At 68.1% G+C, this 15628-nt stretch carries 15 protein-coding genes and 1 pseudogene; 5 read left to right on the top strand and 11 right to left on the bottom strand.

Features of this window, described 5'->3' with window-relative positions:
* Positions 1-3 precede the first annotated feature (3 nt).
* The 3 genes from clsA to A3ES_RS0126805 all read right to left on the bottom strand — a co-directional run bounded on the left by clsA (position 4) and on the right by A3ES_RS0126805 (position 1729).
* The gene (gene clsA, locus A3ES_RS0126820) at positions 4-600 is read right to left on the bottom strand and encodes a cardiolipin synthase ClsA (protein ID WP_020389929.1); all 597 of its coding nucleotides are present in this window, start codon (positions 598-600) and stop codon (positions 4-6) included.
* A gap of 221 nt (positions 601-821) precedes the next feature.
* Entirely contained in the window at positions 822-1385 is a 564-nt protein-coding gene (locus tag A3ES_RS56255; protein WP_020389928.1) for an SRPBCC domain-containing protein, read from the bottom strand.
* Positions 1382-1729, bottom strand: a complete 348-nt coding sequence (locus A3ES_RS0126805) for an ArsR/SmtB family transcription factor (protein WP_020389927.1) — start codon at positions 1727-1729, stop codon at positions 1382-1384. The genes A3ES_RS56255 and A3ES_RS0126805 overlap by 4 nt, the downstream gene beginning before the upstream one ends.
* 93 nt (positions 1730-1822) lie before the next feature.
* Between A3ES_RS0126805 and A3ES_RS0126800 the strand changes: the two genes are divergently transcribed.
* Positions 1823-2191, top strand: a complete 369-nt coding sequence (locus tag A3ES_RS0126800) for a YciI family protein (RefSeq protein WP_020389926.1) — start codon at positions 1823-1825, stop codon at positions 2189-2191.
* Positions 2191-3393, top strand: coding sequence for an RNA polymerase sigma factor (locus tag A3ES_RS0126795; RefSeq protein WP_020389925.1), 1203 nt, complete (start codon positions 2191-2193; stop codon positions 3391-3393). The genes A3ES_RS0126800 and A3ES_RS0126795 overlap by 1 nt, the downstream gene beginning before the upstream one ends.
* A gap of 28 nt (positions 3394-3421) precedes the next feature.
* On the opposite strand, the gene A3ES_RS0126790 is transcribed toward A3ES_RS0126795, so the two are convergent.
* Both A3ES_RS0126790 and A3ES_RS0126785 read right to left on the bottom strand, forming a co-directional pair.
* Positions 3422-3787 (bottom strand): VOC family protein, encoded by a 366-nt coding sequence (locus A3ES_RS0126790; protein ID WP_020389924.1) that lies wholly within the window; start codon positions 3785-3787, stop codon positions 3422-3424.
* Positions 3788-3820: 33 nt separating this feature from the next.
* Positions 3821-5263, bottom strand: a complete 1443-nt coding sequence (locus A3ES_RS0126785; RefSeq protein WP_020389923.1) for an aminotransferase-like domain-containing protein — start codon at positions 5261-5263, stop codon at positions 3821-3823.
* On the opposite strand from A3ES_RS0126785, the gene A3ES_RS0126780 reads away from it, so the two are divergent.
* Both A3ES_RS0126780 and A3ES_RS51590 read left to right on the top strand, forming a co-directional pair.
* Complete coding sequence (locus tag A3ES_RS0126780; protein WP_051084819.1) at positions 5262-6158, top strand: DMT family transporter; 897 nt, start codon at positions 5262-5264, stop codon at positions 6156-6158. The genes A3ES_RS0126785 and A3ES_RS0126780 overlap by 2 nt on opposite strands.
* 13 nt (positions 6159-6171) lie before the next feature.
* Positions 6172-7049: pseudogene (locus A3ES_RS51590) on the top strand (serine hydrolase domain-containing protein).
* On the opposite strand, the gene A3ES_RS0126765 reads toward A3ES_RS51590, so the two are convergent.
* Positions 7046-7654, bottom strand: a complete 609-nt coding sequence (locus tag A3ES_RS0126765) for an acyltransferase (protein ID WP_020389920.1) — start codon at positions 7652-7654, stop codon at positions 7046-7048. The pseudogene A3ES_RS51590 and the gene A3ES_RS0126765 sit on opposite strands and share 4 nt — an antisense overlap.
* Positions 7655-7664: 10 nt before the next feature.
* Entirely contained in the window at positions 7665-8567 is a 903-nt protein-coding gene (locus A3ES_RS0126760) for a LysR family transcriptional regulator (protein ID WP_020389919.1), read from the bottom strand.
* An 83-nt stretch (positions 8568-8650) separates the two neighbouring features.
* On the opposite strand from A3ES_RS0126760, the gene A3ES_RS0126755 reads away from it, so the two are divergent.
* On the top strand, positions 8651-9940 hold the full coding sequence (locus tag A3ES_RS0126755; RefSeq protein WP_157630769.1) for an MFS transporter: 1290 nt from the start codon (positions 8651-8653) through the stop codon (positions 9938-9940).
* Positions 9941-10115: 175 nt separating this feature from the next.
* Here A3ES_RS0126755 and A3ES_RS51585 read toward each other — a convergent pair whose 3' ends face one another.
* The 4 genes from A3ES_RS51585 to A3ES_RS48595 all read right to left on the bottom strand — a co-directional run.
* Complete coding sequence (locus tag A3ES_RS51585) at positions 10116-11159, bottom strand: zeta toxin family protein (protein ID WP_020389917.1); 1044 nt, start codon at positions 11157-11159, stop codon at positions 10116-10118.
* Entirely contained in the window at positions 11156-11467 is a 312-nt protein-coding gene (locus A3ES_RS54325; RefSeq protein ID WP_020389916.1) for a hypothetical protein, read from the bottom strand. Before A3ES_RS54325 ends, A3ES_RS51585 begins: the two co-directional genes overlap by 4 nt.
* A gap of 197 nt (positions 11468-11664) precedes the next feature.
* Positions 11665-15189, bottom strand: a complete 3525-nt coding sequence (locus A3ES_RS0126740) for an error-prone DNA polymerase (protein ID WP_237745058.1) — start codon at positions 15187-15189, stop codon at positions 11665-11667.
* Between the two features lie 164 nt (positions 15190-15353).
* On the bottom strand, positions 15354-15628 hold a 275-nt coding region (locus tag A3ES_RS48595; RefSeq protein WP_040455697.1), incomplete at its 5' end, for a hypothetical protein.

The raw sequence follows: 15628 nt of genomic DNA, 5'->3' as shown, positions 1-15628 counted from the left end.
GAGTTACCCCGCCGGGTCGCTGATCGGCTTCACGGTCTGGATCAGGTGCCGCAGCTGCGCGAAGTACAGGGCGCCGGCCCAGTAGTACAGAGCGGTGCCCCAGATGGCGAAGGCCCAGCCGAAGACGCGGGCCAGCACGTTCAGGGTGCTGTCGCCGTCACCGAGCAGCAGCAACGGGAAGGCGTACAGCAGACAGAAGGTCGCGGACTTGCCGAGGAAGTGCACCGGCAGCGCGTTGAAGCCGCGCCGATGCAGCGCGGGCAGGGTGAACGTGAGCAACAGGTCGCGCAACGGCAGCGCGATCGCGAGCCACCACGGGATGATGTCGCGCAACGCGAGACCGAGCACGGTGGCGAAGATGTAGAGCCGGTCGGCGACCGGGTCGAGCATCTGGCCGAGCCGCGTCGTCTGGTTCATCCGGCGCGCGATCTGGCCATCGGCCCAATCGGTGAAGCCGGAGATCATCAGCACCACCAGGGCCCAGCCGTCCTCCTCCGGGCCGAGGATCAGCCACAGGAAGAGTGGCACCCCCAGCAACCGGATGAAGCTGAGCGCGTTCGGGATCGTCAGCACCCGGTCAGATACTTCCAGGTCCGGCACGCGATCCTCCCCCTGCTTCAAAATCGGGCATCCGCGAACGGCACCCCTGTCCCGGTCGTTACTGTACTTGGGCAGACCAGCGGGTTTTGCCCCGGCCACTCCGGGGAAGGCCTGGTTCTTCCCTGACTAGGTGAACGCATTCACAACATCCCGGCTACGCGTCCCGCGGACCGGTGGCCCGAAGGTGACCCGATCGAGATCTTCCCGTGGCTGGGCTGTTGCTAAGGACGCCTGCCGACGAAGCAGAGGAACTCGGTTTGCAGGTCGGCGCCGGGCGGCGGGGGCACCTTCGGACCGAAGGCCCACGGCTGCCGGAGCGCCTCGTCCATCGGCTTGAACTTCTCGAAGACGTGCGCGACGGCCTCCTGGTCGAGCCGCTCGTCTCCCCCGGTTCCGCGAGCCAGATCCCAGGTGTGGATGAGCACATCCTCGGACAACGCGCCGGCCACCTCGGCGAACGGCATTAACCCCACCGGAGTCGGCAACTGCGCGTCGGCACAAGCCGGGTCGTCGATCGCCTCTGCCAACCCGGTACCGATCTCCCGCCAGGCGATTCGCAGTACCTTCTCCTCCTCGAAGCCGAGCACCTCGGCCTGGACCATCCCGGAGAATCCGGTCGCGGCGACCGCGCGGCTCTCCATCGTGTAGCGATGCCCGACCTCCAGCCGGAAGTCGCCGGGCATCAGCCACTGGGCGATCAGCTCGGGCTCGGTGAGTGCCCGCCAGACCTTCGCCGGTGGATGCGGGTAGAAGGTGTCGACCTCGATCGTCGTCGGGTCGCTCATTCGTCCTCCATCCGGTCGAGCACCTTGCCGAGCTCGGCCATCCGCTCGCGCCAGAAGCGCTCGTAGGGGCTGAGCCAGTCCTGTACTTCGGCCAACGGGACCGCCTCCAACCGGTAGAAGCGTTGCCGGCCGTCCTTGCGTTCGCTGACCAGCCCGGCCTCCCGTAGTACCCGCAACTGCTCGGAGAAGCTCGGCCGGGCCATAGCGAAATGCTCGGCAAGCTGCTGCACCGGCTGCGGCCCGCCGTCGCGGAGCAGCCGGAGCACCTCCCGGCGGACCGGACTGGCGAGCGCCGCGAAGACACGGTCGTCGGTGCCTTCGGCAACAACACTGGGGCGTGGCATGGTGCAAGTATAGGTAGGTTTTATCCTACATATCAACCCGGCGGCCTCGGCTGGTTCTATGGTGGGCGGAAGTTCTGTCGAGGGGAGTCCGCCGTGAAGTTCCTGGTGCTGATCTATGGCAATCCCGAGTCCCGGAAGGTGTGGGACGGGTTGTCGGACGAGCAGAAGAGGGAGTCGATGACCGGCTACACCGCGCTCGACGACGCGCTCGCGGCCAGTGGTGAGCTCGTCGTGTCGCACTCACTCGATGCCCCGGAAGCCACCAAGCAGGTGCTGTTCCGCAACGGTCAGCCGATGACGACCGACGGCCCGTTCGCCGAGGTGAAGGAGCAGCTGGCCGGCTTCTACCTGCTCGACTGCGACAGCATGGAGCGCGCTCTGGAGATCGTCCCGCAGATCCCGGAGGCGCCGTTCAGCATCGTCGAGGTCCGCCCGATCCGGGATCTGGGTTCGCTCACCTGATGACCCAGATCGACCAGTTGCTGCGCGAACTAGCACCACAGATCGTCGGGCCACTGGTACGCCGGTACGGCGGGTTCGACACCTGCGAGGACTCAGTACAGGAAGCGTTGCTGGCGGCCTCGCAGCAATGGCCCGTCGACGGGGTGCCGGACAATCCACGCAGCTGGCTGATCACTGTCGCGTCGCGGCGGCGGATCGAGATGCTGCGGAGCGAGGCTGCTCGGCAGCGACGCGAGGAGACCGTCGCCGGTATGGAACCGGTGGAGCCTGCGCCGATCACGGTGGACGACTCTCTGACGCTGCTGTTCCTGTGCTGCCATCCCACCCTCACTCCCCCGTCGCAGATCGCCTTGACGTTGCGGGCGGTCGGCGGTCTCACCACGGGCGAGATCGCGCGAGCCTTCCTGGTGCCGGAGTCGACGATCGGCCAGCGGATCAGCCGGGCGAAGGCTTCGATCAAGAAGAGCGGCGCGGAGTTCCAGCTGCCGCCGTCCGAGGAGCTGCCGGAGCGGCTGGCCGCAGTACTGCACGTGCTCTATCTGATTTTCAACGAGGGCTACACGGCCAGCTCTGGAGAGACTCTGCATCGAGCGGAGTTGAGCACTGAGGCGATCCGGCTGACGCGGCAATTGTTTGCGCAGCTTCCTTCGGAGGGCGAGATCGCCGGGCTGCTCGCGCTGATGTTGCTGACCGACGCGCGCCGCCCGGCCAGAACCTCGCCGGACGGCATGCTGATCCCGCTGCCCGAACAGGATCGTTCGCTGTGGATCGCGCCATTTGTTGCTGAGGGCACCGAGTTGATCTCGGCAACGTTGCGCACGGCACCTATCGGCCCGTATCAGTTGCAGGCGGCAATCGCCGCGGTCCACGACGAGGCGGCACGGGCCGAGGACACCGACTGGCGGCAGATCCTGGTGCTCTACGAACTGCTGGAGACACTCGCCCCCGGCCCGATGGTGAGCCTGAACCGGATCGTCGCGCTGGCGATGGTGCACGGCCCGGCGTACGGGCTGGAGCGGTTGTCAGCCGCCGCCGACGACCCGGCGCTGAAGGACCACCACCGCGTCGAAGCAGTCCGCGCCCATCTCCTGGAACTGGCCGGCGACCTCCCCGCGGCCCGAGACGCCTACCGGCGTGCCGCCCGCCTCACCCTCAGCACCCCCGAACAGCGCTACCTGACAGCTCGCGCCGACTCGCTCTAGCGATCGACCGCGTGACCCCCAGCCTGGCTCAGGGCCAGGTCTTCGCGTTTTCGGCGAAGTACTCCGGTGTGCTGTGGGTGGGGATCACGCAAAGCAGCTGTCCACCCGGTGCCCGCAACGTGTGGCAGCCCTGCCAGCTGGAGACCTCGACCGCACCCAGCGCCTCCAACCGGGCAACTTCGGCGGCGACATCATCCGTCTCGATGTCGAGGTGGTACCGCGGCGCGTCATCCACCGCCTGTACGGCGGTCACGAACCCCGGCAACGCATCCTTCAACACGGTGAACTGCGGCTCCCCCGGCTCACCCTCCGCCTCGACCCCCAAGGCTTCCGCCCAGAACGCCGCGGACTCCGCCGCCTGCTCCCGCGGAACATCGATCAGAAAGGTACTCACCCGGCTCCTGTGCATCTCCGGAATCTACTCAGGTCACCCGGCCAATGCCTGGCGGAGGCGCTGGATGCCTTCCTCCAGCTGGCTAGTACCTGAGGTGCTGACGTAGCTCAGGCGTAGGTACGGAGCGGGCGCCTCGGCCGTGAAGTACGGGGCGCCCGCCGAGACCGCCACGCCGTGGCGCAGGGCGTTCGCGGCGATAGCCCGCTCATCCGAACCATCGGGCAGCCGCAGCCAGACGTGGTACCCACCTCGCGGCGGATCGGCCGGCAGGAGTTCCGGCAGGCTCTGGCTCAGCGCTTTCAGCACCGTCGTACGGCGGTCGCGCAGCGCGTCGGCCAGGGTGCGTAGGTGGCGGGTCCAGGCTGGGGAGCCGACTAGCTCGAGTGCGGTCTCCTGCAGCGGCCGGGGCACGAAGAGGCTGTCGACGGCTTGGATCGCGCGCAACCTCTCGAAGGCCGGTCCGCGGGCGGTCAGGGCTCCGATCCGTAGGCTCGGAGAGGCTGCCTTGGTCATTGAGCGCACGTGGACGACCACGCCATCCGGGTCGTCGGCAGCGAGTGCCGGCGGCAGGGGTGGAGTGTCGCTGTGCACAAGCCTGCGGGCGAAGTCGTCCTCGATGACGAAGGCTCCCGCGGCCCGGGCGACTTCAAGGACCTCGTTGCGGCGCTGCGGCGACAGGACGCTTCCAGTGGGGTTGTGGAACAGCGGTTGGCAGACGAACAGCCGCGCCTTCGTTGTCGCGAAGGCGCCGGCCAGGAGGTCGGTGCGTACGCCGTCGGCGTCTACCGGCACCGGGACCGGCCGTAGCCCGGCAGCGCGGGCTACGGCGAGCATGCCGGGATAGGTGGGCGATTCGACCAGCACCGGCGAGCCAGGTGCGGCCAGGGCTCGCAATGCGGTGGTGAGCGCGCTCTGGGCTCCAGCGGTGATCAGTACGTCGGACGCGTCGAGCGAGCCGGACACTCCACCGATATCGCGGGCGAACCACTCCCGCAACTCGGTCAGTCCCTCCACCGGCGGGCGCGACCAGGTGCCTGGCCTGCGGCCGGCCCGGGCCAGAGCGGCGGCCAGTGCGCGCTCCGGTTGGAGCACCACGTTGAGGTAGCCGCCGTTGAGGTCGATGACCTCCGGTGGCGGAGAGGTGAGAGTGGCGAGTACCCCGGCCGCGTCCGCAGTACGGGGGCCGACGTCGAGGGCTGCATGTGGCGGGTCCGCGCTCAGTGCGACCTCTTGCCAGGAGACGTCGCCAGTAGCGGCCGCGCGGCGAGCGGCGGCCTTGAAGACACCAGCACCTGGCTGAGAGCTGACGAGGCCTTCGGCAGCGAGGGAAGCGATCGCCCGGGAGACCGTCACCGGACTGACCTGGTACTGCGTCACGAGGGCTCGACTCGACGGAATCTTCTCGCCTTCTGAGTAGCGGTCCAGCTCATCCCGCAAGGCCGCGGCCAGGCGAGCCACACTGCTACTGTCGTTCATGACAGCACAAGATAGCGCTACTCTGCCGTCGGCGATAACAGTTCGCAGCGGCACGCTCCTCGCCGGGCTCGGCGTCGTCGCCTTCTCCCTCAGCTTCCCAGCCACGGTGTGGGCCTTGGACGGCTTCGGCCCGTGGACCGCGACCGGCGTACGGGGGCTGCTGGCTGGCCTCCTTGCTGCTGTGTGCCTGTTCGCGGCTCGAGTACCTGTGCCTGCGCGGGAGGACTGGCCGGGCCTGCTCACTGTGGCCGGTGGCTGTGTGATCGGCTTCCCACTGCTCACCACACTGGCATTGCAGACATCCACTACTGCGCACTCGGCCGTTGTCATCGGCATCCTGCCGCTGGCGACTGCTGTCATCTCATCTTCGCTGACCGGCCGGCGTCCGTCGCACACGTTCTGGGCGGCTGCAGGCGTCGGCGCTTTCGCCGTGGCTGCCTTCACTCTCTTGCAGAGCCACGGTCTGCCGACCCTTGGCGACTTGTACCTGTTTGGCGCGCTACTGGTCTGCGCCGCCGGCTACGCCCAGGGCGGCAGGCTCGCCTCGCATCTGCCCGGCTGGCAGGTCATCGCGTGGGGTGTAGTTGCGGCATTGCCGGTGTCCGCACTGGTCACGACCTTGGCGCTTCCCTCGGAACCAGTGCACCTGACAATCAAGGCTGTTGCCGGCATGGGCTACATCGCCGTCATCTCCCAGTTCGGCGCCTTCGTGGCGTGGTACCGCGGCATGGCCCTGATCGGTGTCCCCAAGGCAAGCCAACTCCAACTCGCCCAGCCCTTGATCACCCTCGCCTGGTCGGTGCTGCTCATGGGCGAGCACCTCTCCCCTCTCGCCCTCATCACCGCCGTGATCGTCCTGGCCTGTATCGCGACCACCCAACGCACCCGCGCATGATGAACTGTCCGCCATGCAGAAGTTCCTAGACTCGTTGGTGGACGGCGGAGCGACCGGAGTCCTGTTGCACTACCGAGCAGGCGACGAGAGATGGGTCGGATCGAGCGGTCGAGCTGAGCTGCACCTGGGGCAGCCGGTAGACCCGGAGAGCTGGTTCAGAGCAGGCAGTATCACCAAGACTTTCACGGCGGTCGTCGTACTGCAGTTGGTGAGTGAGGGCTTGCTGCAACTGGACGAGCCGGTCACCCGCTGGTTGCCAGAAGTGCCTGAGTCAAGCCACGGCTGTTCGACCCCGGCAGCTCCTGGTCCTACTCGAACACCAACTACATCGCCCTCGGCCTCCTGATCGAGACGATCACAGGACACCCGTACGCCGAAGCGGTGCGCACCCGGATCCTGCAGCCGATCGCGCTGGAGCGCACGCTGCTGCCGGGCGACGAGGTGACTCTGCCAGAGCCGCACGTGCACAGCTACCTGTCAGTCGACGGTGAGCTGGTGGACCTCGCTCAGCTGAACCCGTCGACAGCCTGGGCGGCCGGCGAACTGGTGTCCACAGCAGCGGATCTCAATCGCTTCTATGCAGCCCTCCTGTCTGGCGAACTGCTCGGCGAGCCCGAACTGGCTGACCGAGCAGCTACTGGCCGGCCTTTTCGGATGATCGCCATCCCCGAGACGTTCACTCGGACCACACTTGAACGCGAAGGAGACGCCGGTACGCCGTTCGGGGCGCTGGAGATCGTCCGCCGGTCGCAGTTTCACGCTGTCCAAACCGCTTTCTGGGGTCGGCGCCACGGCTTTCGCCGGTCTCGCTCGGGACCCGAACTGGCGCGCTTCATCAAACTCGCCGACGGCCTGGCGGAACTCCTCACCCACCTGCCCACTCGGCCCTAACGCTCGGTCGGACCGTCGGTCGCGTAGGTGATGGTGCGCAGGACCTTCGCTGGGGCTCCGGCCGCGATCGAGAACGGCGGGATGTCTTGCGTGACAACGCTGTTGGCGCCGATCACGCAGCGCTCGCCGATGGTCACACCGCTGGTGACGACGACGTTCGCACCGAGCCAGACGTTGTCGCCGATCCGGGTCGGCCCTTTGGAATCGAAGCCCTGCCACGGGACCGGCCGGTCGGGGTCGTCGAAGCGGTGGTTGGCATCCGTCACGAAGCAGCCGTTGGCGAACATGCAGTGCGAACCGATCTCGACGAGCTCGTGCGCGGCGACCATGACCGCGATGTTGAGGAACGTCCCCTCGCCGATCCGCACCCTGCCCTGGTCGCCGATCGTGATCCACACGTTCGGCTCGAACATCGTGTGCGCGCCAACCTCGAGCCGCCCGTCCTCAAAGGCCTCGAGCACATTCCCGTGCAACGGCCAGCGAGCAAACGCCCCGCGACGCATCAGGTGCCAGTGGATCCGCGCACGATTCCAGGGCAGCGCGTTGCGCTGGTACCAACGCCACTTCTGCAACCAGAGCTTGGCCTGCGCGGGGAGCTCATCCACGCGGCTCAGGCTACGTGCTGACCCGCAGGTCGGCTGAAACCTCGGCGGCGATCTCGGCAGCGATCTCGATCGCCCGCACGGTCAGTGGGGACCGAGAGGATGTGGCCGGCCAGTGAAGGTAGATCCCGCGGGTCGGCGCCGGCCGCAGCTTGTGGACTGCGAGCCGCGCGTCGGAGCGAATGTCGGATCCGTGCAGAGCGAGCCACGGCAGCACCGCCCAGCCCAGCCCGGCTCGCACCATCGCCAGGATCGTCTCGTTGCCCGGGGTGCGGAAGACGATCCGCGGCCGTACGTCGGCATCGGCGAGTGCCTGATCCATCCACGCCCGGTCGCAGGTCAGATGGCATCCCACCATCGGCGCGTCATCGAGTTGCTGCAGTGATACCGGGCCGTCGGGAAGGTCTCCGGGTCGCGCCACCAGCAGGTACGGATCGTCGGCCAGCTTGATGTGCTCGACGTCGCCCTCGATCGGCCGGTCGTTGAACAGCAGATCCAGCTCGCCGATCTCTGGATCCGCCGGCATGTCGGACAGCCTGATCTCGCAATCGGGCTGCTCGTCACGCAGTCGCCGGATGAGCGACGGCACGATCACGTTGGAGACGCTCTGGAACGTGCCGATGTCGATCCGGCCACCGCCGGCCTTGAACCGCTCGACGGCAACGGTCAGCGCCTCCGCCTTCGCCAGCAGCTCGCGTCCCTGCTCGAGGACCACGGCGCCGAGCGGCGTGATCCGCACCGGCCTGGGGCCGCCCGGCCGCTCGAACAGCGCGCCGCCGACGGACTTCTCCAACCCGGCGATCTGCTGACTGATCGTCGATTGGGTGTAGCCCAGGCGCGCGCCCGCTCGCCCGAACGTGCCCTCCTCGACGATGGCAACCATCGTCTCCAAGTGCCGCAGTTCCACCTCGACCATGTGCCGAAGTATAGGCGATACCGATCGATCCGATCGAAAACAATCGCTTTTCCCGATGCGAATGCGGATCTAGCGTCGGTGATATGACAACCCATGGCACAGCGGCACCCGCCCTGCAAGCGACCGATCCCCGACCGCCTCGGGCGCGATTGCCGAATCTGGTCTGGGCGCTCACAGCGACTCATTTCGTGAGTCGGGCCGGCGGGGTGGCGCGGGCGTTCCTGGTGCTCTATCTGACCCAGGACCGGGGACTCTCGGCGTCGACGGCCGGGGCGGTGATCGCGGCGGTCGGCATCGGAGATATCGGGTCGCAACTGTTGGGCGGCTGGCTGGGCGACTGGATCGGTCGACGCCACACCATGCTGGTCGGGTTCCTGGGCACATCCTTCGCGCTGGTCGCGCTCGGTTCGGCGGAAACGATGCCGGCGATCTGCGCGTCGGCCGTCGGTGTCGGGCTGATGGCGGAACTGTTCCGGCCGGTGGGGTCGGCTGCCGTGGCGGACCTGCCCGCGCAGGAGCGGCTCCGTGCCTTTGGTGTGCTCTTCTGGGCTGCCAATCTTGGCTTCACGGTCTCGACGGTGGCTGCTGGGATCCTGGTCCGGCAGGGATACGGCATCTTGTTCTGGATCAATGCGGCGGCCTCGGTCCTCGCGGCACTGATCGTGTGGCGCTTCGTCCCTGAGACCCGTCCGGCTGTGCCGGAAACTACTCGACGGGCGCTGCTCCCAGCACTCCTGCGCGATCCGGTGATGCTCGCCATGGTGGGGATCCACATCGTCTACTTCGCCATGTTCCTGCAGACGTTCTCGACCCTCCCGCTCGTCATGGCCGGCGATGGCCACGGTCCGGGGACCTATGGTGCAGTGCTCGCGCTGAACGGGATCGTGATCGTCGCCGTCCAACCTATCGCGGTACGGCTGCTCGACGGTCGCGACACTGCCTCGGTTCTGGCCGTTTCGATGCTGCTGGCCGGCATCGGCGGCGGACTCGGCGCGGTCGTGCACAGCGGCGCTGCCCATGCCGGGTCGATCATCGTGTGGACCCTCGGCCAGATCGGCGTCTCGGTCATGTTCGGCGCCACGTTCGCCAACCTCGCGCCGGCCGACCTACGCGGCCGCTACATGGGCATCGCCTCCACGACGTGGAGTCTGGGCGCGGTACTGGGCCCCCTCCTCGGCACCGCCTTACTCGACCACGCCGGCCGAACCACCCTGTGGGCGGCCTGCACGTTGACCGGGCTAGCCCTGTTCGCCGCGGTACACACCATCGCCCCAGCCCTACGCCGCCGAACCCCCACCACCCCGACAATCGACATCCGCCCCACCACCACAACAAGCCCCAACCCAGACCACCGGCCTGGGTCGCCGTCTTGACCACCCCCGATGCCCGGCAGTTGCCGCCCCGCACTCGACGAAGTTCATCCCCCGGTACCGCGGACCGCCATGCATACACAACCCGGTTTCAGCCCCTCGACACGCCGGTGGAAGCGTTTGCCCGCCAAGGTGTGCGTGCACGGAAGTCCATCCCGCCCAGGCAACCGGGGGCAGCTCAGCGGTCCAGCGATTTTCCCGACGACGACGCCCTTCCCAAGTGACCGCCGGCCGACTGTGCCGACCCGGGCGATGGGACCGGGCGCGGTGGTGCGATCCCGGAGCTGGTGATCCGTTGGAGGTCGACCAGCCGCTGGTCGAGGCGAAGCGCGGGTGTCGCCTCGCGCGTCAGCGACTGGACCCCGGGCCGTTCGTTCTGCTTGCCCATCGCGAGCTGGACCAGGTCGTGGACCGCAGGCTCCAACTCGTGGCCCCGCTCGAGCAGTGGGACGGCGGTTGCGAGGAAGCGCTGGTGTTCGGCCGGTGTCGGTGGGCGGTTGCGCTCGGCGATGATCATGTCCCGGGCACCGTGCGGTGGCTGCATGACACCACTGTCGTCGCGGTGGTTCTCGTACAGCACGTTGCCGTCACGATCGACGACGTAGATGTCGTCGACGTGCCCCTGAACCTCCAGTGCATGCGCCGCGTCCGGCATTCCGGCGTAGGGGCGGTCGTGCAGTACCCGCTCCAGCAGACGGCCGACGCCGACGGTGTCCTTCGCTCGTTGGTACCGGTCGGCCATCCCGAGCAGACTGTTGGCCTCGTTGGTGGCGATGTAGACGACCGCGATTCGATAGCCCGCAGGCCTGAAGCCGTCCACCCAGTACGCGGCCGTCGCCTCCGACTGCAGCGGGCTGCTGGCGAGGACGTCGTACCGCTGCGAGCGCAGTTCGTCGAGGCAGCGATCGCGCAGGTCCGGCGGGAGGCCGGCGGCGACGAGATCGTTGCCCTGGACACCGTTCGCGCGCATGATCGCGTCGTACCGCGGATGAGCCGCAGGGTCGTCGTCCCGGTCGTACGACGCGATCCGATCGGCATCGAGGGCGATCTGGACGAGCTCTTGGACGGTCGACTTCCCAGCGGCCGGCTGGCCACCGATCAGCACCAGGATGGGTCGTACGCCAGCTGCCCGCACGGGCAGTAGCCGCGGCGTGATCTGGGCCAGCCGGCGAGCGACGACTGCTTCCGCCTCGGCCGGGGTCAGGACGGCGTCGGCGATCACTCGCCGATCTCCGCCCGGAGGCGGTCCAGCAGGTCCGGGTAGGTGCGCAGCACCTCGGCGCGCTCCTCGGCGGACATCGTCTCCCGCCGGCGGAATTCGTCGTCGTGGAACGAGAGCTTCGCGACCAGACCGGTCCGCAGCCCGGTGTCCGTCTCCCGGCTGGCGAGCGTGTTGTAGCAAGCGGCCACCGCCTGGATCAGGTCCCGCACGCGCTCGTGCTCGACCCGTTCCGCGTCGCTCAGTGGCGCACCAGGACGGCCGCCGAGCGCCTCCGCGATGTGCTTCCGTGACTCCTCGCTGGCCGGCATCGTCGACTCCCTCTCAGGTCTTGCGGGCTTGCCGGTCAGAGGCCCCGCGGACTGCCCGTCCAGCGACCGTCCGCCCGGTCCAGTCTCCGGTCGGGGCAGGCTACCTCATCGTGTGCGGCGGGGGCGATGCCCGAACAGAGGTGACGCGCTTCGCTGACCGCAGCGCTGCAACCACCGATCCCCACGGACACCAGCGGTCAGCGGAAGTCGCGGGAGGTGGTTTTGGCGGCTAGGGGTAGGCGTTCTAGCTTGTCGGCGACGAGGTTGGTGACGCCGGAGGAGCGTTCGAGGCGGCCGCGGATGATCATCGCGCTGGATTCGCGGGCGATGCGGCGGTAGTGGTTCCAGACGCCGTTCGAGCAGACGACGTTGATCATGCCGGTTTCGTCTTCCAGGTTGAGGAAGGTGACGCCCGCCGCGGTGGCTGGGCGTTGGCGGTGGGTCACCACGCCGCCGACGTACACGCGAGTGCCGTCCTCGGCGGTGGAGAGCTGGTTCGCGCGGAGGATGCCGCGCTCGTCGAGGGCGGCGCGGATGTGCCGGATCGGGTGGTCGTCGGGTGAGATGCCGGTGGCCCACAGGTCGGCCATCGTCGTCTCCATCCCGGTCATCCCTGGCAACATCGGCGGCGGGCCGGAACTGCTCACGCCGGACAGATGCCCCGGGCGCTCCTCGGCGGCACGGCCCGCATTCCACAGCGCCTGCCGTCGCGACAACCCGAACGAGTCGAACGCCCCCGCCGTCGCCAGCGCCTCCACCTGTACTGCGGTCAGCCCGGTCCGGCGAACCAGATCCGCCATGTCGGCGTACGGTCCGTTCTTCTCGCGTTCCTCGACGATCGTGGTCGCCGCCGGCACCCCGACCGACTTCACCCCGGCCAGCCCCAGCCGCACCACGAGCCGCCCATCCCGCCGGTGCAGATCGGGATCGAACGGCACCTCCGGATCGAACTTCCCGATCGGCGGCTGCTCCTTCACCAGACAAGAATCATTGCCAGTAGCAACTATCTTCCCGGCGGACACCCCGGAACGAGCAGGCTCATCCCCCGCCCCCGGAGAGGAGGAGGCGGCGGGAGCAGGAGAAGCCGGGGTGGGGGTGGGAGCAGGAGAAGCCGGGGTGGGGGTGGGAGCAGGAGAAGCCGGGGTGGGGGTGGGCAGGGGTTCCAGGGTGGCGTGGATGTTGGAGGTTTGCAGGTCGGGGCGGAGGACTTCGACGCCGTGGCGGCGGGCGTCGGCGACCAGGGATTGTGGGGAGTAGAAGCCCATGGGCTGGGCTCGGAGGAGGGCGGCGAGGAAGGCGGCTGGGTAGTGCAGGCGGAGCCAGGTGCTGGCGTAAACGAGTAGGGCGAAGCTGATCGAGTGGGACTCGGCGAAGCCGAAGTTCGCGAAGGCCTCGATCTTTTCGTAGATCTGGTCGGCGGTGTCGCCGGTGATGCCGTTGGCCGCCATCCCGTCGTACAGCTTGGTCTTCAGGGACGAGATCTTCTCCACACCGCGTTTGGAGCCCATCGCGCGCCGGAGCAGATCGGCGTCCTCGCCGGAGCAGCCACCGACCGTCATCGCGATCTGCATCAGCTGCTCCTGGAACAGCGGCACACCCAGAGTGCGTTTCAGCACCGGCTCGAGCGCGGGATGCAGGTAGGTGACATCCTCCTCCCCCAGCTTGCGGCGGATGAACGGATGCACCGCGCCACCCTGGATCGGCCCCGGCCGGATCAGCGCCACCTCGATCGCCAGGTCGTAGAAGCTGCGCGGCCGCAACCGTGGCAGCGTACTCATCTGGGCCCGGCTCTCCACCTGGAACACCCCGACCGAATCCGCCTTGCAGAGCTGGTCGTAGACGCCCGGCTCCTCCTTCGGAATCGTGTCCAGCGTCCAGTTCTCACCGAGATGTTCACGGACCAGGTCCATCGCGTACTGCAGGGCGGCCAGCATGCCGAGCCCAAGTAGGTCGAACTTCACCAGTCCCATCCAGGCGCAGTCGTCCTTGTCCCACTGCAGCACGGTCCGGTTCTCCATCCGGGCGTGCTCGACCGGTACTACGTGCCCGACCGGGATGTCGGTCAGCACCATGCCACCGGAGTGGATGCCGAGGTGCCGCGGGAACTTCAGCAGATCCTCGGCCAGCGCCACCACCGGCGGCGGGATGTCGTGATCGGCGCTGCTGCGCACCGCACCCCAAGCATCCACCTGCTTGGACCACGCATCCTGCTGCCCGGTGCTGAACCCGAGCGCCTTGGCCATGTCCCGTACTGCGAGCTTCGGGCGGTAGGTGATCACGTTGGCCACCTGGGCCGCGTTGCGCCGGCCGTACTTGCCGTAGACGTACTGGATCACTTCCTCACGCCGGTCGGAGTCGAAGTCGACGTCGATATCGGGCTCCTCGTCACGCGCCGCGGACAGGAAGCGCTCGAAGGGCAGGTCGTACTGCACCGGGTCGACCGCGGTGATCTCCAGGGCGTAGCAGACCACCGAGTTCGCCGCCGAACCCCGCCCCTGGCAGAGGATCCCCTTGCGTTTGGCGAACATGACGATGTCGCGCACGATCAGGAAGTACCCCGGGAACTTGAGGTCGCTGATCACCTGCAGCTCCCGCTTGACCCTGGCCTCGGCCTCAGCCCGGTACTTCGGTTTGTCGGCGTACTGCTTGCGCACCCCGTCCTCGCAGAGCTTCTTCAGCCACTTCATCGCGTCGTACCCCGGTGGCACCTCCTGATGCGGCAGGCTCGGCTTGGCTGCGCGCAAGCTGAACTCCAACTGGTCGGCGAGCTCGACGGTGCGCGCGACAGCTCCGTCGTACCGGTGGAATCTGGCGAGCATCTCCTCCCCCGACCGCAGGTGGGCCGTGCCGGCGGGTGGCAGCCAGCCGTCCATCGCGTCGAGACTGCGCCGGGCCCGTACGGCGGCGATCGCGGCGGCGAGCTTGTGCCGTCGGGGCTGTGCGTAGTGGACGTTGTTCGTGGCGATCACCGGGAGGCCCGCGTCGGCCGCGAGCCGGGCCAGCACAGCATTGCGGGTGGTGTCCGTCGGCAGAGCATGGTCGATCAGCTCGACCACCACCCGGTCCTTGCCGAACAACGCGGTCAGCCGGTCGAGCTCGCGCGCCGCGGCGGCCGGGCCGTCCGCTTGACCGCCCAGCTCGAGTGCACGGCGTACCAGGCCTTTGCGGCAGCCGGTGAGGATCAGCCAGTTGTCCTCACCGATCGCGGCGAGCTCCTCCAGGTCGTAGATCGGGCGGCCCTTCTCCTGGCCGCGCAACTGCGCCTCGGTGATCGCGCCGGCCAGCCGGTGGTACCCCTCCTGTCGCTCGGCCAGCACCAGCAGATGGCTGCCCTCCGGATCGGCCATCCCGTTCTGCGGTTTGGTCAGCTCCAGCGACAGCTCCGCGCCGAACACGGTCTTCAGCTCGGCGTACTCCTCCGCGGCCTCGGCCATCCGGACCACGCCGTAGAACCCGTCATGGTCGGTCAGGGCGAGCGCGTTCAGCCCGAGCCGGACCGACTCCTCCACCAGATGCTCCGGCGAGGACGCGCCGTCGAGAAAGCTGTAGTACGAGTGGCAGTGCAGCTCGGCGTACGGCACCACCGGTCCCTCTGGGCCGCGCGGTTTGTCCGCCGGATCCGGATCGTACGGCGGCCGGTGCCGCGACCAGGCCGGCCCGTCTCCCCCGTCGGCCTCCAGCAACTCGTCCGCGGGCGCGGGCGGCGGCGACCGGTCCGACAACTTCCGCTCCAACTCCGACCACGGAATCGGCGGGTTGTCCCATTGGAGCGATGGTTTCCTCGTGACCGTTGACCGCTCACGAACGTGCTGGGACCCCACTCGCCCTCCCGCTGCGTCACACCGCTACAACCTACTCCTCAAGTAGAACACCTGTCCTATGTCGCTTAGGGTGGATATGGTGAGCGGAGGCTGGGTGCGCCTTTGGGGTCGGTGTGCTGGCGCTGCTGGGGGGCGTGGCCGTGGTGTCGGGTGAGGTGTTCGCGGATCAGTTCGGCCCAGCGGGTCTGGTTGGTCCAGCCGTTGCGGCGGGCGGCGATGAGCTTCAGCAGGGCGTCGGTGCGGACCTTGTTGGTGAGCTTGGCGGCGCGGTCGCCGATGGTCTCGTCGAGCTGGTGGAAGAACTCCTCCAGTGCCCCGGTGGTGTTGGGTCCGGCCGCCG

Origin of the sequence: Kribbella catacumbae DSM 19601, assembly GCF_000372465.1 — a bacterium.
In the GTDB taxonomy this organism is placed as follows: Bacteria; Actinomycetota; Actinomycetes; order Propionibacteriales; family Kribbellaceae; genus Kribbella; species Kribbella catacumbae.
The sequence above is the reverse complement of the archived record's forward strand: the minus strand, read 5'-3'. Positions and strand labels throughout refer to the sequence as shown.